Origin of the sequence: Clostridium sp. FS41 (assembly GCF_000954015.1) — a bacterium.
In the GTDB taxonomy this organism is placed as follows: domain Bacteria; phylum Bacillota; class Clostridia; order Lachnospirales; family Lachnospiraceae; genus Enterocloster; species Enterocloster citroniae.
Genome location: NZ_JYHN01000054.1, coordinates 171,932 through 197,988, shown reverse-complemented (window position 1 = coordinate 197,988; position 26,057 = coordinate 171,932). Strand labels below are relative to the sequence as shown.

Annotated in this window: 21 protein-coding genes; 17 read left to right on the top strand and 4 right to left on the bottom strand. The window is 47.7% G+C overall.

Annotated features, from left to right (window positions below):
- Positions 1-10 precede the first annotated feature (10 nt).
- From CLFS41_RS10405 to CLFS41_RS10355, 11 genes are all read left to right on the top strand, one after another.
- The gene (locus CLFS41_RS10405; RefSeq protein ID WP_048930436.1) at positions 11-529 is read left to right on the top strand and encodes an acyltransferase; all 519 of its coding nucleotides are present in this window, start codon (positions 11-13) and stop codon (positions 527-529) included.
- 212 nt (positions 530-741) lie between these two features.
- Entirely contained in the window at positions 742-1,830 is a 1,089-nt protein-coding gene (gene gmd, locus CLFS41_RS10400) for a GDP-mannose 4,6-dehydratase (protein ID WP_082082552.1), read from the top strand.
- A gap of 15 nt (positions 1,831-1,845) precedes the next feature.
- Positions 1,846-2,790: a GDP-L-fucose synthase gene (locus CLFS41_RS10395; protein ID WP_045092225.1), complete on the top strand. Its 945-nt coding sequence runs from the start codon at positions 1,846-1,848 to the stop codon at positions 2,788-2,790.
- A 64-nt stretch (positions 2,791-2,854) separates the two neighbouring features.
- On the top strand, positions 2,855-4,177 hold the full coding sequence (locus CLFS41_RS10390) for a sugar phosphate nucleotidyltransferase (RefSeq protein ID WP_045092224.1): 1,323 nt from the start codon (positions 2,855-2,857) through the stop codon (positions 4,175-4,177).
- A gap of 16 nt (positions 4,178-4,193) precedes the next feature.
- The gene (locus CLFS41_RS10385) at positions 4,194-5,900 is read left to right on the top strand and encodes a phospho-sugar mutase (protein ID WP_045092223.1); all 1,707 of its coding nucleotides are present in this window, start codon (positions 4,194-4,196) and stop codon (positions 5,898-5,900) included.
- A 33-nt stretch (positions 5,901-5,933) separates the two neighbouring features.
- Positions 5,934-6,572, top strand: coding sequence for a VanZ family protein (locus CLFS41_RS10380; protein WP_143111248.1), 639 nt, complete (start codon positions 5,934-5,936; stop codon positions 6,570-6,572).
- A 118-nt stretch (positions 6,573-6,690) separates the two neighbouring features.
- Entirely contained in the window at positions 6,691-7,143 is a 453-nt protein-coding gene (locus CLFS41_RS10375; protein WP_007865099.1) for a helix-turn-helix domain-containing protein, read from the top strand.
- A 69-nt stretch (positions 7,144-7,212) separates the two neighbouring features.
- Positions 7,213-9,471 (top strand): hypothetical protein, encoded by a 2,259-nt coding sequence (locus CLFS41_RS10370; RefSeq protein ID WP_045092222.1) that lies wholly within the window; start codon positions 7,213-7,215, stop codon positions 9,469-9,471.
- Between the two features lie 137 nt (positions 9,472-9,608).
- Positions 9,609-10,028 carry an Hsp20/alpha crystallin family protein gene (locus CLFS41_RS10365; protein WP_007865094.1) on the top strand — a complete coding sequence of 140 codons (420 nt, stop codon included), beginning with the start codon at positions 9,609-9,611 and terminating at the stop codon, positions 10,026-10,028.
- Between the two features lie 159 nt (positions 10,029-10,187).
- Positions 10,188-14,315, top strand: a complete 4,128-nt coding sequence (locus CLFS41_RS29415; RefSeq protein ID WP_082082551.1) for an EAL domain-containing protein — start codon at positions 10,188-10,190, stop codon at positions 14,313-14,315.
- On the top strand, positions 14,312-14,587 hold the full coding sequence (locus CLFS41_RS10355; protein ID WP_007865091.1) for a metal-sensing transcriptional repressor: 276 nt from the start codon (positions 14,312-14,314) through the stop codon (positions 14,585-14,587). Before CLFS41_RS29415 ends, CLFS41_RS10355 begins: the two co-directional genes overlap by 4 nt.
- Before the next feature lie 239 nt (positions 14,588-14,826).
- Here the strand turns inward: CLFS41_RS10355 and CLFS41_RS10350 are convergent, their stop codons facing one another.
- The 3 genes from CLFS41_RS10350 to CLFS41_RS10340 all read right to left on the bottom strand — a co-directional run bounded on the left by CLFS41_RS10350 (position 14,827) and on the right by CLFS41_RS10340 (position 17,104).
- A complete protein-coding gene (locus tag CLFS41_RS10350) occupies positions 14,827-15,570 on the bottom strand; it encodes an ABC transporter permease (RefSeq protein WP_007865088.1) in 744 nt (247 codons plus the stop codon).
- Positions 15,557-16,285, bottom strand: a complete 729-nt coding sequence (locus tag CLFS41_RS10345; protein WP_045092221.1) for an ABC transporter ATP-binding protein — start codon at positions 16,283-16,285, stop codon at positions 15,557-15,559. Before CLFS41_RS10345 ends, CLFS41_RS10350 begins: the two co-directional genes overlap by 14 nt.
- Before the next feature lie 75 nt (positions 16,286-16,360).
- Entirely contained in the window at positions 16,361-17,104 is a 744-nt protein-coding gene (locus CLFS41_RS10340) for a MerR family transcriptional regulator (RefSeq protein ID WP_045092220.1), read from the bottom strand.
- Between the two features lie 441 nt (positions 17,105-17,545).
- Here CLFS41_RS10340 and CLFS41_RS10335 point away from each other — a divergent pair, with 441 nt between their 5' ends.
- Positions 17,546-19,072, top strand: a complete 1,527-nt coding sequence (locus CLFS41_RS10335) for an ABC-F family ATP-binding cassette domain-containing protein (protein ID WP_045092219.1) — start codon at positions 17,546-17,548, stop codon at positions 19,070-19,072.
- On the opposite strand, the gene CLFS41_RS10330 is transcribed toward CLFS41_RS10335, so the two are convergent.
- A complete protein-coding gene (locus CLFS41_RS10330; RefSeq protein ID WP_007865078.1) occupies positions 19,056-19,727 on the bottom strand; it encodes a Crp/Fnr family transcriptional regulator in 672 nt (223 codons plus the stop codon). The two genes, CLFS41_RS10335 and CLFS41_RS10330, sit on opposite strands and share 17 nt — an antisense overlap.
- A 120-nt stretch (positions 19,728-19,847) precedes the next feature.
- Here CLFS41_RS10330 and CLFS41_RS10325 point away from each other — a divergent pair, with 120 nt between their 5' ends.
- The 5 genes from CLFS41_RS10325 to smc all read left to right on the top strand — a co-directional run bounded on the left by CLFS41_RS10325 (position 19,848) and on the right by smc (position 26,014).
- Positions 19,848-20,171: a nitroreductase family protein gene (locus tag CLFS41_RS10325; RefSeq protein WP_052665696.1), complete on the top strand. Its 324-nt coding sequence runs from the start codon at positions 19,848-19,850 to the stop codon at positions 20,169-20,171.
- 178 nt (positions 20,172-20,349) lie between these two features.
- Positions 20,350-21,357, top strand: coding sequence for a phosphate acyltransferase PlsX (gene plsX / locus CLFS41_RS10320; RefSeq protein WP_007865063.1), 1,008 nt, complete (start codon positions 20,350-20,352; stop codon positions 21,355-21,357).
- A 50-nt stretch (positions 21,358-21,407) separates the two neighbouring features.
- Positions 21,408-21,638, top strand: a complete 231-nt coding sequence (gene acpP, locus CLFS41_RS10315; RefSeq protein ID WP_002564308.1) for an acyl carrier protein — start codon at positions 21,408-21,410, stop codon at positions 21,636-21,638.
- 74 nt (positions 21,639-21,712) lie between these two features.
- Complete coding sequence (rnc, locus tag CLFS41_RS10310) at positions 21,713-22,405, top strand: ribonuclease III (protein ID WP_007865052.1); 693 nt, start codon at positions 21,713-21,715, stop codon at positions 22,403-22,405.
- A gap of 48 nt (positions 22,406-22,453) precedes the next feature.
- The gene (gene smc, locus CLFS41_RS10305; protein ID WP_045092218.1) at positions 22,454-26,014 is read left to right on the top strand and encodes a chromosome segregation protein SMC; all 3,561 of its coding nucleotides are present in this window, start codon (positions 22,454-22,456) and stop codon (positions 26,012-26,014) included.
- Positions 26,015-26,057 lie beyond the last annotated feature (43 nt).

Sequence of the window (26,057 nt, the reverse complement as noted above, 5' to 3'; positions counted from 1 at the left end):
ATATGGTATAGTGGAAAAAAGTCGGATAAAAAGGATTAGGAGAAAGTTTTTTCTTCCAATATTTAATTTTTTGTTTTCTAGAAAGACCCGTATGTGGGGATTAAAGCGTTTTGTTTTGAAATTAGCAAACGTTAATATTGCATCCACTACTAAAGTAGTAGGGCCATTAATTCTAGGGGATGCTGTAAATTTGACAGTTGGAGAAGGTACATGGCTAGGAACGGATTTTTCTGTTTATGGAAGTGGGACCTGTATTATAGGAGATAAATGTGATATAGGGCCTGATGTTAGTGTACTTTCCGGTTCGCATGATATTGGAGGGACAGATAGAAGGGCAGGTCAAGGAAAACACTATACAATTGTAATTGGTAATGGTGTATGGATTGGAGGAAGAAGTACGCTTTATGAGGATATTGCGGTGGGAGATTCATCAATAATTGCTGCTGGATCATTAGTAAACAAAAATGTGGTTCCCAATTGTATAGTAGGAGGTGTGCCTGCAAAAATAATACGTACACTTACAGAATAGTATTTAAAAAAACATACTATTCAGTCAATATAAAAAAATGAAAACTATAGCCAGAGGACGTTTGCATGATGCATTATGTCCTGCGGCAATTTTTTAATATGAACCTGCGGATTTAATTATCCGTAGGCTTTTTGTTTTGTGAAAAAACCAATATTATGCTAATTGCAGTTTTTAGCGTTACTTGAATGATGAAATAAATGGAGGAAAACATTATGAAAAAAGCACTTATTACAGGAATAACAGGCCAGGATGGATCCTATCTGGCGGAGTTTCTTTTAGAAAAGGGATATGACGTACATGGTATGATACGCCGTTCCAGTGTGGATTTTAGGGAACGGATTATTCACTTGGAAGGGAAAGGAAATTTCCATCTCCATTATGGGGATTTGAGTGATTCCATGAGTCTTATTGGTATCATAAACAAGGTAATGCCAGACGAATTGTATAATCTGGCGGCGCAAAGCCATGTACAGGTTTCATTTGATGTTCCTGAATATTCCGGAGAGGTAGATGCAATTGGCGTTACCCGTATTCTTGAAGCGGTACGACAGTGTGGATTAGCAGATACCTGCAGGATTTATCAGGCATCCACTTCTGAGCTTTATGGAAAGGTCGAGGAGGTTCCCCAAAACGAGAAAACTCCGTTTCATCCATATTCTCCTTATGCAGTGGCTAAACAGTATGGTTTTTGGATTACAAAAGAATATAGGGAAGCATATAACATGTTTTGCTGTTCAGGCATTCTGTTTAATCATGAGAGTGAGAGACGTGGGGAAACATTTGTCACAAGGAAAATTACGCTTGCTGCTGCAAGAATCAAGCAGGGAAAGCAGGATAAGCTGTACCTTGGCAATTTATCGAGTCTAAGGGACTGGGGCTATGCCAAGGACTATGTAGAGTGTATGTGGCTGATTCTTCAGAATAATAGACCTGAAGATTTTGTTATAGCTACCGGAACCCAGCATTCCGTTCGGGAATTCTGTCAGCTGGCATTCCATTATGTTGGTATAGAACTTCGATGGGAAGGTGAGGGGCTTGATGAGAAGGGAATTGATCAGGAAAGCGGAAAGATCCTTATTGAAGTAAGCCCGGATTTTTACAGACCAACAGACGTAGTGAATCTATGGGGGGACCCGACAAAAGCAAGGACGGAGTTAGGTTGGAATCCCACAAAAACAAGCTTTGAACAGCTTGTAAAGCTTATGGTTGACCATGATATGGAGAAAGTGGCTGTGGAGAGGGCGGAGGAACATATCTGCTGCAATTTGGCCGAGTATCTGGAAAAGGGTGTTGTTAAGTAGGGGGATAAACATACTATGATGGAAAAATATGAAAAAATATATGTGGCTGGACATAGAGGCATGGTTGGTTCAGCAATTGTAAGGGAACTTCAGCGCCAGGGGTATACAAATATTATTACGAGGACTCATCAGGAACTTAATTTGTGCCGGCAGGAAGCCGTAGAAAATTTTTTTGCAGAGGAAAAACCTGAATATGTTTTCCTTGCAGCGGCAAGAGTCGGGGGAATTGTTGCAAATGAAAGCTCTCTTGCGGATTTTATGTATGACAATATGATTCTTGAAATGAATGTGATTCATTCTGCATGGAAGAATGGCTGCAGGAAGTTGGAATTTCTGGGATCGTCCTGCATCTATCCCAGAATGGCTCCGCAGCCTATGAAGGAGAGCTGCCTGTTGACTTCTGAATTGGAAAAGACAAACGAGGCATACGCCCTTGCGAAGATTTCAGGGCTTAAATATTGTGAATTTCTGAACAGACAGTATGGCACGGATTATATAAGTGTGATGCCGACAAACTTATACGGTCCGAATGATAACTATCATCCTACCCATAGCCATGTACTCCCTGCACTGATTCGCCGTTTCCATGAGGCAAAAGCAGAGGGTAGGGAATCTGTTACCTGCTGGGGGGATGGGAGTCCATTGCGGGAATTCCTGTATGTGGATGACTTAGCAGACCTTTGTGTATTCCTTATGAATAATTATAGCGGAAACGAGACGGTTAACGCGGGCACTGGTAAAGAGCTGACCATTAAGGAATTAACTGAATTGGTAGCAAAGGTGGTGGGATACACCGGAGAAATCCTCTGGGATACTTCACGGCCCAATGGGCCCCCGAGAAAACTTTTGGATGTTAGTAAGGCGGAAGCGCTTGGCTGGAGATATAAGACCGGACTTGAGGATGGTATCCGCCTGGCTTATAAAGACTTCTTAAATAATCCTATGAGGGCTGAACGATAAAATAGAGGCTGCAAAGCTAACCGTATACCGGTTTTCTTTATTTAGGAACAGAAAGGGAGATTGGATGAATATTATCTTGTTGTCCGGTGGTTCAGGAAAAAGACTATGGCCGCTGTCTAATGATGTGCGCTCAAAACAGTTTATTAAGATATTTAGGGACGAAGAGGGAGGATACGAGTCTATGGTACAGCGTGTCTACCGCCAGATAAAAAGGATGGATGCCAAAGCTACAGTGACCATTGCAACATCCAGGTCACAGGTGTCTGCAATACATAATCAATTGGAAGGAAGTGTGGGAATCAGTGTAGAGCCCTGCCGCCGTGACACCTTCCCGGCTATTGCACTGGCAACTTCATATTTACATGACGTACAGGGCGTAAGTGAAGAGGAAACGGTTGTTGTCTGCCCAGTAGACCCTTATGTGGATGATTCTTATTTTGAAGCACTGAAACAGTTGGCAGATCAGGCGCAGAAGGGAGAAGCAAATCTCGTCCTGATGGGCATTGAACCGACTTACCCCAGTGAAAAATATGGTTATATCATCCCAATAGATGGAGACCAGACCAGTACGGTATCCATGTTTAAGGAGAAACCGGATGTAGAGACAGCAAAAGAATATATAACACAGGGGGCATTGTGGAATGGCGGTGTTTTTGCATATAAGTTGGGTTATGTACTAAAAATGACCCATGAGCGGATTGACTTCACAGACTATGATGATTTATTTTCCAAATATGACACGCTGGACAAAATCAGCTTTGACTATGCTGTAGTAGAGAAAGAAAATAAAATCCAGGTACAGCGTTTTGCCGGACAGTGGAAGGATCTTGGTACTTGGAATACGCTTACTGAGGCAATGGCGGATTCAGTTGTGGGGAATGCGATGCTTAATGATATATGTGAGAATGTCCATGTTGTTAATGAACTGGATGTTCCTGTCGTCTGCATGGGACTTAAAGACATAGTGGTATCTGCCTCTCCAGAGGGCATCCTGGTGTCTGACAAGGAACAGTCCAGTTATATCAAGCCTTTTGTAGACCAAATCAGCCAACAGATTATGTTTGCGGAGAAATCCTGGGGGAACTACAGGGTCCTTGATGTGGAGGCGGGCAGCCTGACAATCAAGGTTACATTGAATCCAGGACATCGGATGAACTATCACAGCCATGCAAGACGGGATGAGGTTTGGAATATTATCTCCGGAGAGGGGAGTGTGATTGTGGATGGAAAGGAATGGCCGGTCAAGGCCGGGGATGTGGTCTCGATGCAGGCAGGCTGCCGTCACACAATCATTGCTAGAACAGAAGTAAAAGTGATTGAGGTACAGATGGGTATGGAGATTAGTGTACACGACAAGCAGAAATTTGAACTGGAAGAGTTGGCATGAAGTGAGGGAGTGGCACATGGAAATAGAAAAAATCACGGAACAATACCAAAGGTGGTGTAAAAATGTCACATTAGATAAGGATTTGGTTCAGGAATTAAGGAATATGGCCCATACCCCAGCCCAAATAGAGGATGCTTTCTATTGTGACCTGGAATTTGGCACAGGGGGATTGCGGGGAGTGATTGGTGCAGGAACAAACCGGATGAATACATATACCGTTGCAAAAGCCTCCCAGGGAATTGCTGACTATATAAAGAAAAACTTTGCACCGGTGAAATGGAGGATTGCAATTTCATATGACAGCCGCATTAAATCAGATGTTTTTTCAAAAAAAGCCGCAGAAGTTTTTTCAGCAAATGGAATTTACGTATCAATTTATAATGAATTGATGCCTACACCGTGTTTGTCCTATGCTGTGCGAAGGCTGGGATGTGCTGCAGGAATTATGGTCACTGCCTCTCACAATCCGTCCAAATATAATGGCTATAAAGTATATGGCGCTGATGGGTGTCAGATTACGACAAAAGCCGCAGAGGATATCTTTGCGGAAATCCAGAAGCTGGATATTTTTAATGACGTTAAGGTAATAGACTTTAACAGAGGCATGAATATAGGGCTGATTTCGTGGATCGGTGAGGAAGTCTATATAGATTTTATTGAGGCAGTAAAAAAGCAGTCAGTACTATTTGGGGATGAAGTGGATAAAAGTGTTTCAATTGTATATTCTCCTTTAAATGGCACTGGTTTGAAACCTGTCCTGCACATCCTGAAAGAAAGTGGGTATTCCAATATTTGTGTAGTTAGCGAGCAGGAACAGCCGGATGGCCATTTCCCTACGTGCCCTTATCCGAATCCTGAAATGAGGGAGGCAATGTCATTGGGAATGGAATACGCTTCCCGGTGTGGCGCTGAACTGCTATTGGCAACTGACCCGGATTGTGACCGTGTTGGAATTGCGGTTAAGGATGCTGGTGGTGAAATGATTTTACTTTCTGGAAATGAGACTGGTATACTGCTTTTGGATTTTATCTGCAGCCAACGCTTAAAGCATCACGCCATGCCGGATAATCCTGTCATGGTGAAAACGATTGTTACCATTGATATGGCGGAACGCATTGCAAAAAAATACGGTGTAAGGACAATCAATGTCTTGACAGGTTTCAAATTTATTGGCGAACAGATTGGAAAATTAGAAAACAGGGGAAAAGAAAGTTCCTTTATTTTTGGTTTTGAGGAGAGTTATGGCTATTTATCTGGGGAATATGTACGTGATAAGGATGCTGTGGGGGGAGCATTTTTAATTTGTGAGATGTTTGCTTATTATAAATCCCGGGGTATCAGTCTTTTGGATAGACTAAATGCAATCTATTCAGAGTATGGCTACTGCTTGAATACGCTTCATAGTTATGAGTTTGAGGGGAGTATCGGATTTGAAAGGATGCGGAGTATTATGGCAGGGTTCCGCAGCGGCATCACTCATATTGGGTTCAGTAAAGTCGAGGAAGAATGTGACTACTTGAAAGGGCTTGATGACCTGCCGGCATCGAATGTACTGAAGTTTCTGTTGGATGGAAATTGTTCAGTTATAATACGGCCAAGCGGAACTGAACCAAAGCTAAAAGTATATATTTCCGTAAACGCAGATAGCCGGGCGGAAGCTATGAGGATAGAAGCAGAAATTTCAGAGGCAATGTGCAGATGTATAGGAGATGATGGGAAATAGACTGTATCGGCAGTTTAAGAGCGGGAAACAGGAATGCACTTAAGTGTCTTAAAGGAAAAGAGGAAGAAGTATTTGGATTTATATCAAATTATCATTAAACACAATAGGACATGGACGGTTCGTGAACTAATCTTTTTTTTGATTTCCTTCATTATAATCGTGATATATGTCTGTAACCTGTTATCGAAAAAACGTATTATGCTATCACAGGCTGTAGCTGGCCTGCTTCTTTTTTTATTTCTGGGAGTCGTATTTGGTTCCACTGTATTTACCCGGATACCAGGCGAACGACAGTATAAGCTGGAGCTGTTCTGGTCGTGGAAAAGGATTCTGAATGGAGACAGTGGACTGCTGAAAGAAAACTTATTAAATTGTATCCTCTTGATACCTATGGGGATGCTGCTGCCGATTACGTTAAGTCACAACGTAAGATGGTGGAAAGCACTGCTGATTGGAATTGCCACATCTGCAGTAATTGAAACATGTCAGTTAGTATTCTGCAGAGGTTTATTTGAATGGGATGATATGATCCACAATGGAGTAGGATGCATGATTGGGTGTGTGATAATGGAAATATGGAGATTCTCTGTATTACCAAGAACAAGAACAGCCCAAAGCAGTAAGGGATACCCTGAACCCCAGGATCAAAGACAATCAGAACACACTGGCTGATTTAGAAATGAAGAATGAGGAAATTCAAGGCTTAAGGAAGGATCCGGATGGTTGAATGCGGTTCCGCCTATCATGTGCGTATGAGTGCAAAATACATTTTTGAACAGGAAGATACAATATGATTTTTATTCAGACATTTTGCGGATTTGATGTTTTTATTAATAATCAGATGATATACTTTCCCAGCAAAAAAGCAAAGGAGCTTCTGGCTATCCTTGTGGATAAACGAGGGGGCAGTGTAACCATTTCCCAGCTTGCATATATGTTGTATGAAGAAGTTCCGGAGATCACAGCCAAAAAGAATATACGGGTACTTGCCCACCGCCTGCGGAAAACATTAAAAGAGCATGAATGCGAGGAACTTCTGATTCACCGGCGCGGCATATATTCAGTCAATACCCAATCATTTACCTGTGATCTATACGAATTGTTAAGTGGGAATAAAACATATATGGCGGCTTACACAGGAAACTATATGTCGGAATATGTATGGGCAGCTCAAACAGTTCCCTATTTAAATGTGGTATACGGCAATTATTATGACAAGGAGACGCCTCCTGGGAATCAATAAAATGGTGTTTCATTTGCTGGGGTATCTATTACAAAAATATATGGAGCGCTTTCATAAGGAGCATAATCAATGAAAAGAGAAAAACTCATAAGAATTATCACGTGCACGGCCGCCTTTTTTGCCGTTTCAACCATCCCGGTATTGGGAGCAGACGGATGGCAGCAGGACTCTGTCCATCAGTGGGTTTACATGGAAAATGATAAAAAATTAGTGAACCAGTGGCTTCCATGGACGGATGGAACCATGAGATATGTGGGAGGAAATGGACAGATTGTAACAGACAATTGGGTAACAATAGGTGAAAACCGCTTTCGTGTCCGGTCGGATGGATCCAGGTATGAAAATGAGTGGTTCAGCCTTACATCCAAACCATCATTGCCATCCGGTAATCCTGGTACCACCTGGTATTACGCAGGGGTTGATGGGAATATACTAAAAAATGGCTGGTATGATTTGAATGGAAAATTGTATTATTTTTACCCGGGAGGAAATTCACCCAGAAATTCTTTTTTTAACCTGGAGGATAAACGATATTATGTAGATGAGATGGGGGCCAGAAAGAATCCCGGATGGTTCTCTATTGATAACGTAAACAGTAAGGGGATCTCCTACACCACTTGGTATTATGTTACGGAAGATGGCTTCCTCTTGCGGGATGGCTGGCATGAACTGGAAGGTATAACCTGTTATTTTGACACCAATGGCAGCGCCTACCGCAACAGATGGTTTAACTTGAATGATGACCGATACTATGTGGACGAGAACGGAAATCGGCAAAATGGTTGGTTCTCTGTTACAAGTACCAATGCCAATGGTCAGGAATATACCAACTGGTATCGTGCGGATTCAAATGGTGTATTATGGCGCAATGGGTGGAGGGAGTCAGATGGAAACTGGTACTTCTTTGATGCCAATGGTTTGAATTACAGGAAGCGCTGGTACACAGATGAATCCGGGAACCGATACTATCTGGATGAGAATGGAATCCTTCAGGATGATGGCTGGTTTAAGATTGAAAATATTAACAGCAACACCGGTATTGTGTCTGAAAGTTGGTATTATGCATCTGAATCCGGTGCAGTGCTCAAAGGCGGTTTTAGGGAGCTGGAGGGAAAAAAATACTACTTTGACGCCAATGGCCTTAATTACCGGAAACGATGGCTGACCGAGGAAAACGGTAAAAAGCGTTACATAGGGGATGAGGGATATTTATATCAGAGCCAGTGGTTTGTCATCAGTGGTCTGGATTCCAGGAATTCAGATTACAACAACTGGTATTATGGTGATAGTAACGGATATGTGCGTATGGATGGATGGTACAAAATCGATGGGAAATATTATTGTTTTAACTCTTCCGGTGTCATGCGGACAGGCTGGCTGACCGAAACAGCGGATGATGAGGAAGACGAGAATGCCTATTATTACTGCGGGCAAGACGGAGCCAGGGTTACAGGATGGCAGTGGCTGGAAATCCCGCAGAGCTGGATGGATAACTCTGATGTGGTGGATTATGTACAGGAGCATGGAGAATATGCCTACTTTTATTTCAGCAAATCTTCAGGAAATAAAAAACGTTCTTCGGGAGGCAAAAAAGAAGTTAATGTGGATGGTATAACCTACTGCATTGATGGTAATGGAATTATGTATCCCGGCTGGGTAAAACTTAGCAGCACCACACCGGAGATCAAAGGCTATCGTTACTTTTATCAGCCGACATCAGATCAGGATAAGACTCTCGCCGAAGGGGAGCGGGTCGAAGGAATGTGGTTAAAGCTGGACGGCCCTCCAGACCTTAACAGTTCAGGACAAAAAGAATGGTATTATTTCGACCGGTCTGGAAAACCTAAATTTGGAGAAGAAAACAGCTATCATGTGGAAAAAATTCATGACAGCTATTATGTTTTTGATATGTATGGAGTTGCACAATACGGTCTGATTGAATTGAACGGTGAATTTTATTACTGTAAAGGACCAGACGATGACAGAAAATGTGTTACTGGTAAAACAATGCTAAATGATGGTATAGGCTCATCCCGGGCTCAATATTGCTTTGATCTTAAAGGAAAAGGAATCACAGGCATAAAAGACGGAAATTTTTATTATAAAGGTAAACTCCAAAAGGCAGATTCTGCTGCCCGATACGAAGTATTTGATATTCCGGAAGAAGGAAAGCGTTTGATCAATTCCAGCGGGAAAATCATGAAGAATACAAAAGTAACAGACGGAAACGATCAAAAATGGACGTTAGGCTCAGGAGGTAAGATCTTAACTTATGGTTCAAATGAAGTGGCGGAAATTCTTGCGCCAGAGGCTACGGTTTCCTATTAACAGTTCAAGGAATTATAAACTTTCTATAAATTCCAACCCCCATTCTTGACATCCATCTGCTTGTGTGTTATATTACATATAGAACATAGATAACAAAACATACAAAGCAATTAATGATGGAAAAGGAGAGATGACCTATGTTAATGCCTAGTATATTCAGAGACAACTTATTGGATGACTTTTTTGATTTCCCATTTGACAGGTACGGCACCGGCAGCCTTATGAACACGGACATTAAGGATACGGATAACGGCTATGAAGTTACCATCAACATGCCCGGGGTAAAGAAGGAGGATGTAAAGGCTGAACTGAGGGACGGGTATCTGACCATCCAGGCATCCACTGATTCTAACAAGGAAGAGAAGGATTCCAATGGCAGGTATATCCGCAGGGAACGTTACAGCGGTTCCTGCAGCAGAAGCTTTTATGTAGGAGATGCCGTAACCCAGGAGGATATCAAGGCTAAATTTGAGGACGGCACCCTGAAACTGCTGATTCCTAAAAAGGAAGCAGTGCCGGAAGTGGAAGAGAGGAAGTACATTGCCATTGAGGGATAATCCCCCGTGGCTATCCTGACCATAATGAATAATATCCATACCCCGAAAGCCCCTGAGCACAGTCTCAGGGGCTTTTTAAGTTGAGAAGTTGGATCTTTCGTGGTAAACTAGACGGGAAAGCAACGTAAAACCATAATCCTATCCTGAGTGAGGTATCATATGCCGCATAATCCTTTGCTGTTTAGCTCGCCTTTGCTTGTCATGATCACAGATACAATGGGGAGGATCATCTTTATACATGAAAATATGAAACAATTCCTGGGACATCCTGTGTCTGATTACATGGGAATGGATATAGAGTCTGTTGTCGGTGAGATTACAAAAAAGAATCCATTTACAACATCCCGGTATCCCGACCTGAAAATGATTTTTCCGTTCCGGGGAGATAATTACTGCCTTTCTTTCCAAAAAGTACTGCTGGATGAACATGTGGAGGTAACCATGGCCCTTTTGCAGCGAAGCGGGGACATGGAACGGCAGACGGTTTACCATTTTGCATCCATTCTCAACAGCGGTATCTGCATTTTACAGTACACGGAGACCCTTACGATCGTCAGCGCCAATGAGGCCTGCTATCGTGTATATGGTTATACTCCAAAACAGTTTGCCGAAGAGAAGAACAACAGCCCAGTCTCTTTGATCCACCCGGACGACCGCATGGGTATCCGGGAAAAGCTGAACCAATCCATTGCAAGGGGCGAACACTATGTGAGCTTTGAGATGCGCTGCTTTTGCAGGGATGGTTCCATGATATGGGTGGAGGTCAAATCCACCCTTTTAAGGGAAAATGATATGGATATCCTGGTCTGCCTGATCTGGGATATCACGGAAAAGAAACAGCTGGAACACGAGATCTCCCTGAATGTCCAGCGCTATAAGATCGCCCTTTCCAAAAGCCATAATCTCATTTGGGAATATCACATGGACGAAGACTGGGCCTGTATTGAGAATACCACGGATTCGCCCTTCCGGGAAGCTGAGATCATCCGTGATTTTAGTAAACAGACCTTTGAGAGTGCCCGTCTGGACCAGGAATACCTGCCCGCCTTTCGCCAGATGTTCCGGGACCTTAAAGACGGCAGGACTATGACCAGTGCCGTCATACGTGCGACCCCGGGGAACGGAGAAGAAAAATGGTACAGGATCACCCATACGCTCCTGAGCCACGGCAGCCGGCCGGGCAATGTTGCCATCGGTGTTGCCGAGGATATAAGCAGGGAGCATCAGGAACAGGAACGGTACCAACAGGAGGAGAAATACCGTCAGGCCCTGGTTGGCGGTGCCCTGGCCAGTTATGAGATCGATATTGATGATGATCGGATCATGGAGATGATTACTGAGAAAAATAAGGACATGCTGGCATCTGTGGGCCTGTCTGAAAATTGCAGCTACAGCCGTTTTTTAGACCGATGGTCTGAGCAGAATGTGCATCCCCAAGACCGGGGCCTATTCCTGCGGGAACTGAATCCCCAATACCTGCGCAGACAGTATGAAAACGGCCGCCAGGAAGTGGTTTGTGAATACCGCAGCCTGAACGCGGATGAGAAGATGGTCTGGTGCAACACTACGATCTATCTGATCCTGTCAGGCGGACATCTCAGCGGTTTTGTCTATGTCCGCAACATTGAAGAGAAAAAGCATAAGGAACTTGAACTTCTGCGCCAGTCACGGATCGATCCCCTGACAGGCCTTTTAAACCGTGCGGCCTGTCTTCAGGAGATCAACCGTATGCTGAAGGATCAAGCAGGCGCCTTAAGCGCGCTGCTGATGATTGATGTGGATAATTTTAAGGCGGTCAATGACAATTACGGCCACATGTACGGAGACAAAGTACTGGCAGGAATTGCCTATAAATTAAAAAGTATATTTGAAGATAACGCCGTCCTGGGCCGGCTGGGCGGAGATGAGTTTGTTGCCTTCATGCCTGATATCCCCAATGATGCCGCCGCATGTAACAAGGCACAGATCATTGCCAGGGAACTTCAGAGTGCCCAGGAGCAGGGAGAGGATCAGATGGGAATCAGCAACTCCATTGGAATCGCCTTCTGCCCCAGACATGGGAATAAGTTTGATGAACTTTACATCAAGGCTGATGCCGCACTGCGGTACGCAAAACAGGCAGGGAAATCCTGTTACAGTGTATTTGGGAGCAAAACCTCCCAGGTTGCACCGCTGCAGTATGTAAACCGGGAGTGGCTGATCGATGAGCTGGAGGAGATTGTCTATATCAGCGATATCCAGGACCATTCCCTGATCTATCTCAACAGGGCGGGACGGGAGCTCACCGGTCTTAAGATGGAGGAGTTTGAGACTTGTAAATGTTATGAGGTGCTTCAGGGAAGGGACAGCCCATGCCCCTTTTGTACCAATACAAAGCTCAGCACAGAAGAGTATTATGTGTGGGAATATGAGAATCCTTATTTAAGGAAGAATTTCATTGTAAAGGACAAGCTGGTGGAGTGGAACGGCCGCCTGGTACGCATGGAGATTGCGGTGGATGTGGGGAGCAAGGTGCTCATTGATTCCAATATAACCTCCAAATACCATATGGAGACCGTTATGCTGGAAAGTCTCCGTGCCCTGAATTCAGCCGGCAGCCTGGAGGAGGCCATTGACAGGGTACTGTCCCTTATCGCTGATTTTTATGATGGGGAGCGCGCCTATATTGCGGAGATCGACCGGAAGCGCGGGGTTATAAGCAATACGTATGAGTGGTGCCGCAAGGGCATTTCGCCGCAGAAATCCATGCTTCAGAATGTGCCTGTGGAAAAGATCCCATATATCTATGAAACCATTCATAACAAACAGCATCTGATCATTGCCCGCGCAGATGAGCTGAAGCATACCTATCCAAGTGAGTATCAATATCTGTCTTCCAGAGGAGCGCACAGCTTGTTTGCCGTACCGTTTGAGGATGAGGCCATGGTCAGCGGATATATCGGGGTGGATAATCCCACCATTAATCAGGATACCATCCGGCTGTTGGATTCCATAGCCCTGAACATATCCGGTGAGATGAAAAAGCGGCGCCTGTACCACCGCCTGGAATATGAAGCCTCCCACGATGCACTGAGCGGGCTTCTGAACCGCGGAAGCTTTGTCCAGTACCAGGAAAAACTGGACAGGTCCATGGACCGTTCCTGCGGGATCGTGGCTGCGGATATCAATGGCTTAAAACAGCTGAACCGGGATTATGGCCACAGCCTGGGGGATCAGGTCATTGTGACTGCAAGCGCTGTTATGAGAGCCTGTTTCCCGGAGAGCCGGATTTTCCGGCTCAGCGGAGATGAGTTTGTGATCATTGTCCTGGGAATGGATTATGACGGGTTTATGGAACAGGTAAAGCAGATGGGCAATGATCTGGACATGGAGACACCCAACGGTGTTTCCCTGGGATGTACCTGGGTGGAGCATCTGACTGACTTTAACACCACCCTTCACCATGCGGAAGAATTGATGATCGTCAATAAACAGATCTATTACAAGATCAGCGATGATGTGCGGAAACATTATTCACCGGAAAACGCAAAAAAGCTATTTTCCGATATGGAACACGGGTACTACAAAATCTATCTGCAGCCCAAGCTGGATTCAGCCACCGGCGGACTGCGCTCCGTGGAGGCTCTGGCCCGGTATCATGACCCCGGGCAGGAGGTGAAGCCGCCCGGCAAGTTCGTGCCCCTTCTTGAAAAGGTAAAGCTGATCCGGTATCTGGATTTTTACATGCTGGAGCAGGTACTGAAGCTCCTTTGCGGATGGAAAGAAAAGGGCAGGCCCCTGGTGCCTGTTTCCGTGAACTTTTCAAGGATTACTCTGCTGGAAAGCGATCTGTTCCGGATCCTGAGGGAAATAAAAAGCAGGTATGATATACCCAGCGGCCTGGTTATGATAGAGATAACAGAGAGCATTGGAGACATTGAACATAAAGTCATAGAATCCATCGGCTCCCGGCTTAGGCAAGCCGGATTTAAGCTTTCACTGGATGATTTCGGCTCCAATTACGCCAATATGTCCATTCTTTCCATCATACATTTTGATGAGGTAAAGCTGGACAAATCCCTGATCGACAACCTGGCGGAAAATGAGACCAACCAGACAGTTGTAAAATGCATTGTCAATATGTGCCGCAGCCTGGATGTGGAATGTGTGGCTGAGGGAGTGGAGACCAGGGAACAGCTGGAGCTTCTCAAATCTTTTGGGTGCAGGACCATCCAGGGATACTATTTCAGCAAACCGGTGGAAGCTGGACAATTTGAAACAAACGACTATAAGGAGGTCCTGACATGAAACAATGTATGGATTCTGAAAATTTACACCGCCGCCTGAAGAAGATCATCGGACAGGTCCAGGCCATTGACAGGATGGTGGATGAGGATGTTCCCTGCGAGGATGTCCTTGCACAGATCAATGCGGCCAAGTCCGCTCTTCACAAGGTGGGCCAGGTGGTGTTGGAAGGCCACATCAAACACTGTGTGCGGGACGGGATCGAACACGGGGATGCGGATCAGACCATTGCCAGCTTTACAAAGGCAGTGGAGCGCTTTGCCAATATGATCTAGGTCAGGACAGGAGATATGACCCATGCATGAGATCAGCGTAAAATCCATTTTATCAGCCAAAATCGGTATGAACCCGTACCGCGGCTGGATCCCTACACACCGCCGGAGCAGGAACTTTGCATTATTTCCCCGGCGGCCTGGAGACAGATATCGGCCGCCTTTTTTCCTTTATGAATGAATTTGAAGATAAGCAGGAAGGAGAGCAGATGAGCATGACGGATCTCCTTTCCTGAATAAAACTATTCCCACCTGAAGAAGCGAAGGCTGATACAGCTGCAAAGAAGGAACACGCCCGTGATGACAGCCATGGGAATCCAGACGGTAACCGGCTCCTGATCCAATGAGACTGCCTTTAGCAGCTTGATCCCCTGTGTAAGGGGCATCAGGCCGGCTGCCTTTTGCATGGGCTCAGGCATCACCTCATAGGGCAGGGTGGCCCCGGAAAAGATCAGCATTGGGAAATACAGGACAGATGCCGCCACACTGGCTGATTTCATATCAGGCGCAATGCCTCCCACCATCATGCCTATGCTGAACATGGACAGCATAACCAGAATATAGCACAAAAGGAAGGCTGCCGGAGAGCCCTGCATGCGGTAACCGAACAAAAGGGCTGCGCTTGCGTAGACCAGTACCAGGGACACAAGGGAATAGGCTGCATAGATGGTGACATGCACGGCCAATATCATGGCCGGGCTTACAGGTGTTACCTGAAAACGTTTCAGGATGTGTTTCTGCCTGTAATCAGACACCAGAAGGGGCAGACCCATGACACCGCCTGCGCAGACTGCAATGGTGGAAAGCGCTCCAAAGGACTGTTCTAAAAATGTATAGGGCGCTCCCTGGTATGCGGGCCTGTCCCCGAATATGATACCCAGGATAAAAACCATGACCACCGGCATGCACAGGGCAAAGATCACCATGTCCATTCCCCGGACAGAGAGCCTGGATTCGATCTTAAGCATTGTCTTAAATGTTCTCATTTTCTTCCTCCTCTGTAAACCACAGATATGCTTCCTCCAGTGTACAATATGGGCTGGCATCCACAGCCTCCTGTACCGTACCGCAAAAGACGGTCCTGCCTCTTTTTAATATGGCGACCCGGTCGCACAGGGCATTTACCTCATCCATGAAGTGGGAGGTGAGAAGGATCGTCATGCCTTCCTTTTTAAGATGCTCCAGATACCTCCATACCTCCCTTCTGGCCTTTACATCAAGCCCGGTGGTCAGCTCGTCCAGGAACATCACTTCCGGTCCGGGGATCAGAGCTAATACAATAAACAGGCGCTGTCTCTGTCCGCCGGACAGATCGCTGACCGGACTGTGAGATTTTTCCTCCAGTCCGAATTGGCGCAGCAGCTTTTTATAATCCTCCGGTTCCCTGTAAAGGGACATGGTTTCCTCACAGAGCTCGCCCACCCGTATTTTATCCGGATAGCTGGATTCCTGGAACTGCACCCCTGCTTTTTGGAACAGCTGCCTGCGCCCGGATATGGGATCCATACCCAGAACGGACGCGGTGCCGCTGTCCGCCTGCCTGGTCCCCAGGATACACTCTATGGATGTGCTTTTGCCCGCTCCGTTAGCGCCCAGAAGCCCAAAGACTTCCCCTCGTTGCACCTCAAAGGTTAAACCGCAAATTGCCGGACGGCCATGATAGGACTTGCTCAGTCCCCTTACCTGAATCACTGCGTTCATGATAATTACCTCCTTTTCCACTAAAGGATAACACCAGTCAAAAGACTGGTGTGAAAGTGGAGGGTTATTAATTTTTTATGAATATTTTTCCTTCATGCAGCACAGCCGTTTATGGATAAGGGCGGCATTCTTTCCGGCATGGGAAAGGGAGGAGAGCAGGCTGTCACAAGCCGTGATGATCTCATCATCCGGGGTGTCGATGGCTGTCCGTAGATCCGCATCCGGGTCAAGAGATACGGCCCGGAGCATTCTCAAGATGGACGCCAGGGAATAATTGGCGCAGCGCAGGGCCCGTATGATCTTCAGCCGTTTGATATCCGCGTCCCGGTAAACGCGGTAACCGTTTTGTCTGCGTTTTATTTTCATCAGTCCGTTCATTTCCCAATTGCGCAGCGTGTCAATGGTAATTCCCAGATAATCAGCCGCCTGGTTCCTGGTAAGCTGCAGATCCCCGTCCTCCTCATCCATTCCGGACAGAAGGGCCTTTGTGATCCTGATCGCTTCCTCGGCCCCGGCCATCTCAGTCTCTACCCGGGCCATATACTGGTTGACCAGCCGGATAGCCCGGGTGAAATCCTGATCCGCAGCCGCCCTGATCACATCAACGGCCAGGCTTCGCAGTCCGTTTTGAAGGATCTCCACCTGAAAGGCAAGGCGCGCATTGATAAACTGGTCTACCTGCAGTTCTGTAAAGACCCTGTAGCCGTTATCCTTTCGCTTCGGGGGAGTGATCAGATGCAGCTCCTCATACAAACGCACGGTGTTTGGATGGATCCCTATGATCCCGGCAATCTCCGATGTGGAATATGTTCGTCCCAATTTGATACCTCCTGCTTTGACCGCAACATAATTTGATCGTAATATAAGTATTACCTTCTGCTTTGATTGTAACATAAGTTTCAAGCCTGGTGTTATAGTGGAGGCTTGACATACCCGCAGCTGTGTGATAATATGGGGCTGCATTTGTAAAAGGAGAATCATCATGAGCTTTTATTTGTCGGACCAGTTTAAAAAGAAACTCAACTCTGTACAATCCATACCGGTGAAACATTGTGCAGAGTATAGCGTATAGAACCACGCTTTAAGATTTCACCGGGAAATGAAGCGGATAACCGTAACGTCATACCGTCCTGTTTTTTACAGGGCGTATTCGGTTCATGCACATTTCCCGGGATTTTAAGCAGTCAAAGGCTATGGACAATGTTTTGTCCGTGGCCTTTTGTTGTTTAAAGAAATCAGAAAAAGTGAGGATATACGATTATGAGTTTATTAACTATTACCGGGTTATCCCATTCCTACGGCGATCACGTGCTGTACCGGAATGCGGAGTTTACACTGAACAAAGGAGAGCACATAGGGATCGTGGGTCAGAACGGAACCGGGAAAAGCACACTGATAAAAATATGCACGGAGCAGGTCATCCCGGACCAGGGCCGTATTGTACGACAGCCCGGGATCACGGTGGGATATCTGGACCAGTATGCAGAGCTGGAAGAATACCTGACCGTTAAGGAATTCCTGCGTTCCGCCTTTTCACATCTGTATAAGACGGAAGAAAAAATGAACCGGCTCTATGAGGGAGCGGCAAAAGGGGAAGATGGAATGCTGGTCCGGGCCGCCCGTTACCAGGAATATCTGGAGCAATGTGATTTTTATTCCGTGGAGACCCGGATCAGGCAGGTTGCGTCAGGCCTTGGCCTGACCGGCATGGGATTAGACCGTCTGGTCAGCCATATGAGCGGAGGGCAGAGGGCAAAGGTGATCCTGGCCAAGCTCATATTAGAGCGGCCGGATGTACTTCTTTTAGATGAACCAACAAACTTTCTGGATCAGGAGCAGGTTACATGGCTGGGGGAATATCTGACCGGAATTGAGAACGCCTTTTTGCTGGTATCCCATGACGATCATTTTCTGGAAGTGACGTCCAACCGTATCTGTGATATTGACAATGATACAATAACCAAATACCATGGCACCTATTCTGAGTTTGTTCAAAAGAAAACACGGCTGAGAGATGATTACCAGCGCCAGTATGCAGCCCAGCAAAAGGAGATCAAAAAGACCGAGGAATTTATCCGGAAGAATATTGCGGGGCGGAATGCAAGGATGGCCAGGGGGAGGCAAAAGCAGCTGGACCGCTTAGAACGCATGGACGCGTTGGAAAACAGGGAGATCAAGCCCGCCTTTCCTTTTGTCTGCCTTCCGTTTACAGACACGGAGCATCTCACCGTGGGACATCTCACCGTGGGGTATCAGGAGCCGGTATTAGAGGATATCAGTTTTTCCGTCAAAGGCGGGCAAAAGGCAGTCATCACCGGATTTAACGGAGTTGGGAAATCCACCCTTCTGAAAACGATCATGGGGCAGATCCCCGCTCTGGGCGGAAGGGTCCGTCTGTCTGCCCAGGTAACTGCGGCCTACTTTGAACAGGAGCTTGTCTGGACGGACCAGACCATGACGCCCATTCAGGTCATATCGGATCTTTTTCCGGATATGACAGTGAGGGAGGTAAGACAACATCTTGCTTACTGCGGCATTTCCGCTAAACAGGCATTGCAGCCCATCGGCACCTTAAGCGGAGGGGAGCAGACAAAGGTGAAGCTGTGTATCCTGACACTTATACCCTGTAATCTGATGATCATGGATGAGCCCACCAACCATCTGGATATCCAGGCCAAGGATGCCCTGAAAAAATCCCTGTCCCAATTTCCGGGAACCGTCCTCCTTGTTTCCCATGAGGAATCCTTTTACCGCGGCTGGGCCCAGCGGGTTATTGAGATTTCATGAGCCGGAACTGGTTTTTGTAATAATCCAGGATGCCATCCGCCTTCATCCTGGACAGTTCCCTGGACAGAGCGCTGCGGTCAATGTTCAGGTATTCAGCCATGGCGCTGCGATCCATTGGAATAGTAAAGGAGCTGCTTTCCTTTTCCCTGGATATACAGTTGAGATAGGTGAGGATCTTTTCCCTGGCCGTGGGTTTGAGCAGACAGTCGATCCGTTCATGGAGCACCAGCCCTTTTTGCGCCACTATGCCCATAAAATTCTGCAGCAGCTGTTTGTGGCAGGGACAGTTTTTGCAGCAGCTGCCAGTCAGGCTGGTGTAGGATATGAAAAGAATGGAGGAACCCTCCGATACCTCCACTGAAACCGGGCTTTTGCACTCCCGGCTGGCGGCCAGAAGCACGCCTATTTCGCTGCCCTCACGGAGCAGGGTAATGGTTATGGTGCGGCCTGAGGGATCTGTCCGGTAGGAACGTCCCTGCCCGTTGAGAAGCACACCAAAGCGCCTCACACAGCTGCCCTCCTCGATCACGGTAGCTGCCGCGGTATATTTCCACACCTGTGTATCCAGGCAGGACAGCAGATGCTCAGCGTCCCGGTGGGATATCCCGGCAAAAAGTCCGGTTTTGCATAAGTCCTGAATCGCGCTTGTTTCCATTCCTCTATCCGGTCTTCTTAAAGGCCGTCCTCCTGGCTTTATTCTATAATATAAGGGGAAGGGATTGCAATAGTAACCTTAATAACCTTTGGATTGCCGAACAGGTAACGGTGGTTTATAATGGAACAGGCGCCTGCCACCATACTGATTGTCAACACCCTGGGACTTGGCCTGTCCGCACCACTGCCCCCGGAAGAACGGATCTATGAGATCTGCAACTACCAGTCTATCGGAGCCGCCATTGAAAACATGACGCTGGAGGCAGCAAAACTGGGCCTGGGAAGCCTGTGGATCTGCGATATCTTTTTTGCGTACAGGGAACTAAAGGAATGGATGAATGCAGAGGGGGAACTGGCTGCCGCGCTTTCCATCGGGTATGGGGACGAGACCCCGGCTCCCAGGCCCAGGAGACCTCTTAAGGAGGTGACAACATGGAGGAACTGATGCCTGTTCCCTGTCTTGGCTCCTTCTGAAAGAGCCGGATCCGCATGGTTTTGGTACGGGAGGGGAACCATATTTTTACTCCCCCCGCATTTCAAAAAACAGGATAAAAAACATATTGATTTATAGAATGATATCTAGTATATTATAAGTTGTATGCAGGACCGAAAGGAGAGTCAGTATGATTAAAGTAGCGGTAGATGCCATGGGCGGAGACTTTGCGCCGGGCGAGATGGTGGCAGGAGCAGTGGAAGCTGTGAATGCGAAGCCGGGGATCCGGGTATTGCTTGTTGGCCAGGAGCAGACAGTTGCTTCGGAATTAGGCAGATACACTTACAACAAGGACCAGATCCAGGTGGTGAACGCCACAGAGGTGATCGCGACCGAGGAGCCGCCGGTTAACGCTATTAGAAAGAAGAAGGACTCTTCTATAGTGGTAGGTATGAACCTTGTGAAAAAGGGGGAGGCTGATGCCTTTGTTTCTGCAGGAAGTTCAGGGGCCATCCTGGTGGGTGGACAGGTAATCGTGGGGCGTATCAAGGGCGTGGAACGACCGCCTTTAGCGCCGCTTATTCCAACAGAAAAAGGCGTATCACTTTTGATCGACTGCGGAGCTAACGTGGATGCCCGTGCATCTCATCTGGTGCAGTTTGCCCAGATGGGCTCCATCTATATGGAGCATGTGATGGGGATCCGGAATCCAAGAGTCGCAATCGTCAATATCGGTGCGGAGGAAGAAAAGGGCAATGCGCTGGTGAAGGAAACATTTCCATTGTTAAAGGAATGTGAGGGAATCAATTTCATCGGAAGCATTGAAGCCAGGGAAATTCCCCATGGCGCAGCGGATGTCATTGTCTGCGAAGCATTTGTGGGCAATGTCATTTTAAAGCTTTATGAGGGTGTCGGGGCCACTCTGATCAGCATGGTTAAGGGAGGGATGATGTCCACCTTAAGAAGCAAGATAGGAGCACTACTTGTGAAACCGGCGCTGAAGCAGACACTGAAGGCCTTTGACGGCAGCCAATACGGAGGGGCACCGCTTCTTGGCCTGAATGGCCTGGTGGTTAAGACCCATGGCAACTCCAAGCGCACGGAAGTGCGTAATTCCATTATTCAATGTGTCACGTTCAAGGAGCAGGAGATCAATGAAAAGATCCGGGAATCCTTAGGAGCAAAAGGCACAGAATAAGTCCGAAGGACGAACGTAAAAACAAGATTGTAAGAAAGAGGAGCTAAGAGATGGAATTTGAGAAATTACAGGGAATTATCGCAGAAGTGTTGAACATTGAACCGGAGGAAGTGACAATGGCAGCTACGTTCGTAGATGACCTGGGTGCAGACTCGCTGGACATTTTCCAGATCATTATGGGAATTGAAGAGGAGTTTGATATTGAGATTCCAAATGAAGCTGCAGAACAGATTGTGACTGTGGGAGACGCAGTAGAGCAGATTAAGAACGCATTAAATTAATGATGGCACAGGGGCTGTGAGCACAGCCCTTTTTGTGCGTTTTAGGCAGGTCACTAATAGAAAGAAGGATATATATGAACGGCCATTTGAAAGAATTAGAAGAAAGGATTTCTTACCAGTTTAAAAATCCAAACCTGTTTTCCCAGGCCCTGACACACAGTTCTTATGCCAATGAGCACCGCCTGGACCACAATCGCTGCAATGAACGCCTGGAGTTTCTGGGAGACGCTGTCCTGGAGATCGTCACCAGTGATTTTCTTTACCACAAATACGAATCACTGCCGGAAGGTGATCTGACTAAAATACGGGCCAGCATTGTCTGCGAACCAACCCTGGCTTACTGTGCGGGGGATATCCGTCTGGGGGACTACCTGCTCTTGGGCAAGGGGGAGGACGCCACCGGAGGACGCTGCCGCAATTCCGTGGTAAGCGATGCCATGGAGGCACTTATAGGCGCAATCTATCTGGACGGTGGTTTTGCTAATGCAAAAGAGTTCATACATCGTTTTATCCTCAACGATATTGAACACAAGCAGCTCTTTTATGATAGCAAGACTATCTTACAGGAAATGGTCCAGAGCCGCCAGGCGGCCGCCCTGTCCTACGAAATTCTCAGGGAAGATGGACCGGACCACAACAAGTCCTTTGAAGTCTGCGCCAAAATCGGAAGCGAGGAGATCGGGCGCGGCGTGGGACGCACCAAAAAGGCCGCGGAACAGGTGGCAGCATACAACGGCATCCTGAAGCTGAAGGCGGAAGACGTATAACAAGGGGATGCCTGAAACCCGCCGACACAGAAAATAAGCAGGTGAAGCATGTATCTAAAGAGTATTGAAATTCAGGGTTTTAAATCCTTTGCCAACAAATTACTGTTTGAATTCCACAACGGCATTACCGGAATCGTAGGACCAAACGGCAGCGGCAAAAGCAATGTGGCCGATGCGGTGCGCTGGGTCCTGGGAGAGCAGAGAATCAAACAGCTCAGAGGCGCCAGCATGCAGGATGTGATCTTTGCCGGCACCGAGATGAGAAAGCCCCAGGGCTTTGCCTATGTTGCCATTACACTGGACAACAGCGACCATCAGCTGACCATTGACTATGATGAGGTCACTGTGTCCCGCCGTCTGTACCGCTCCGGCGAGAGCGAGTACATGATCAACGGAAGCTCCTGCAGGCTGAAGGATATCAATGAACTGTTCTACGACACCGGTATCGGTAAGGAGGGATACTCCATTATCGGGCAGGGTCAGATCGATAAGATATTAAGCGGAAAGCCGGAAGAACGGCGCGAACTATTTGACGAGGCGGCCGGAATCGTTAAATTCAAACGGAGAAAAGCCATTGCCCAGAAAAAGCTGGAGGATGAACAGGCAAATCTGGTGCGTGTCAGCGATATCCTGTCGGAACTGGAAAAACAGGTGGGGCCTTTGGAACGACAGTCCAGGGCTGCCAGGGAATACCTGCAGTTAAAGGACGAACTGAAGATCTGCGATGCCAACCTGTTCCTTATGGACACGGAGGCGATCGGCCGGCAGCTGCAGGAGGTGGAAAAAAACTGCAGCCTGTTATCCGGCGACATGGATGATACCAGAAAAGAATCAGAACGCCTGAAAACAGAGTATGAAAAGCTGGAGCAGGACCTGACCGGCCTGGAGACCCAGATCACGGCGGACAGGGAAACCTTAAACCGTGAGACGGTTTCACGGGGAAGCCTGGAAGGCCAGATCAATGTCCTGAACGAACAGATACATACGGAGGAGATGAACGAAGAACATCTCTCCAGCCGGAGGACCGTCATCACCGGTGAACTGGAAGTTAAAAAAGGACAGCTGTCCTCCTATGAGGAAGAATACTCCCTCATGGATGCACAAGTATCGGATGCCAGGGAGCGCCAGAACATGGCCCAGGGGCAGCTGGACCGCCAGGACGAGCTGATCCGCACACTGGATGATTCCATAGAAGCAGCCAAGGCTGCGGTGATCCAGTCCCTCAATGAAAAGGCATCCCTTACCGCCAGGCAGCAGCGTTATGAGACCATGCTGGAGCAGGTAAATCTGCGGCGCAGCGAGGTAACGCAGAAACTGCTTAAGTATAAAAGTGATGAGTCTGTTCAGGATGAACTCATCCATAAGGAACAGACAGCCCTGGACCAGGTGCGGGAACTGATGGAGAACAAGCAGTTCCTGGCCCAGGAAACAGAAGATGCCATGACAGAGGCCGAGGGAGAGGTCAGGCGTCTCACACGCAACCAAAACGATACCCAGCAGGAATACCACATGGCTTACACCAAGCTGGAATCCCTGAAGAACCTGGCTGAGCGCTACGATGGATACGGCAACAGCATCCGCCGTGTCATGGAAGTGAGGGACCGGGTCCATGGGATCCACGGCGTTGTGGCGGATATTATTTCCACGGAACAAAAATATGAGACAGCCATTGAGACAGCCCTGGGAGGGAGCATACAGAATATTGTAACAGACTCCGAGGCAACTGCCAAACAGCTGATCGAATATCTGAAAAAGAATAAGTACGGCAGGGCCACATTCCTGCCTCTCACCAGCATTAATGGAAACCAGCATTTCCCACAGCCGGCGGCCCTAAAGGAAAAAGGCGTGCTGGGTCTGGCAAACACCCTGGTGCAGGCGGCCAAACAGTACGAAGGCCTGGCCGGATATCTTTTGGGGCGGGTGGTGGTGGTGGATACCATTGACAACGCCATTGCCCTGGCAAGGAAATACAGATACAGCCTGCGCATTGTGACCCTGGAGGGCGAACTTCTCAGCGCCGGCGGTTCCATGACAGGCGGCGCCTTTAAAAACAGCAGCAATCTGCTGGGACGGCGCAGGGAGATCGAAGAACTGGAGGAGGCCTGCGGCAAGGCGCTGGTCCAGATTGAGAAGATCCAGAATGAACTGGCTCTGAAGGAGAGCCTGGCCCAGGAGAAAAAGGCGGAGCTGGAGCAGTTAAAAGCAGAGATCCAGTCCCTTGCCATCAAAGAGAATACCATCCGCATGAATATTTCCCAGCTGGAGGACAAGAAGGCTGAGATCGCGGATTCCTCCAGCGACCTTGTAAGGGAACACGGACAGCTTGAGGAACAGGTAAAGGAGATCAACCAGAGCCGGACGGCCCTGGAGGAGGACACCAAAGGACTGGAGTCCAAGAACACCCAGGCCAACCAGGAGATCGAGGAAAAGACCACGCTCCTGGAAAATGCCCGCAAAGAGCGGGAGGTGGCTGCCGCGGCCCTGTCCGCTGTCCAGATGGAAACTGCCAACCTGGTCCAGAAGCAGGACTTTATAAAAGAAAATACAAACCGTGTGGCCGGTGAGATCCGGAAACTGGAGGAAGAATTTAAGTTCCTGGAAGCCGGCACCGGTAACGCACAGCAGGTCATCCTGGGCAAGCAGCAGGAAATTGAACGCCTGAAGGCGCTGATCGCGGACGGCGATACGCGGATGAGGGAGCTGGAAGCAATCATCGCGGAGCGGGCTGCCCGCAGGGAGACAATGACCAAAGGGCAGAAAGCTTTTTTTGCCAGGCGGGAGGAACTGACCGGCCGTCTGGCCGACCTGGACAAGGACATGTTCCGTATCCAGGCACAGCAGGAAAAGCTGGAAGAAAAGCTGGAGCATTCCACATCCTATATGTGGACCGAATATGAGATGACCTATTCCACAGCCCTGGAGTTAAAAAAGGAGGAATACCAATCCTCCTCAGAGGTGAAAAAGCGGATCGATGAGCTGAAATCCAGGATCAGGGGACTGGGCAACATCAATGTGAACGCCATTGAGGACTATAAGGAAGTATCTGAGCGGTATGAATTCCTGAAAACCCAGTATGATGACCTGACCCAGGCCCAGGCGGAGCTGGAAAAGATCATCGAGGAACTGGACACTGGTATGAGACGCCAGTTTGAAGAAAAGTTTTCCCAGATCCGCGCGGAATTCGACAAGGTGTTCAAGGAATTGTTCGGAGGCGGCCGGGGTACACTGGAACTGATGGAGGATGAAGATATCCTGGAAGCGGGAATCCAGATCATCGCCCAGCCTCCGGGCAAGAAGCTTCAGAATATGATGCAGCTGTCCGGCGGCGAGAAGGCGCTGACAGCCATTTCCCTGCTCTTTGCCATCCAGAACCTGAAGCCCTCCCCCTTCTGCCTGCTGGATGAGATCGAGGCAGCCCTGGACGATTCCAACGTGGACCGTTTTGCGGGATACCTACACAAGCTGATCAAGAACACCCAGTTTATCGTCATTACCCACAGAAGGGGAACCATGGTGGCGGCGGACCGCCTGTACGGTATCACCATGCAGGAAAAGGGCGTATCCACCCTGGTTTCCGTTAACCTGATAGAGGATGACCTGGATAAATAACAGGAACTGTGATATGATTATTGATAAATGTAAATGACAATTA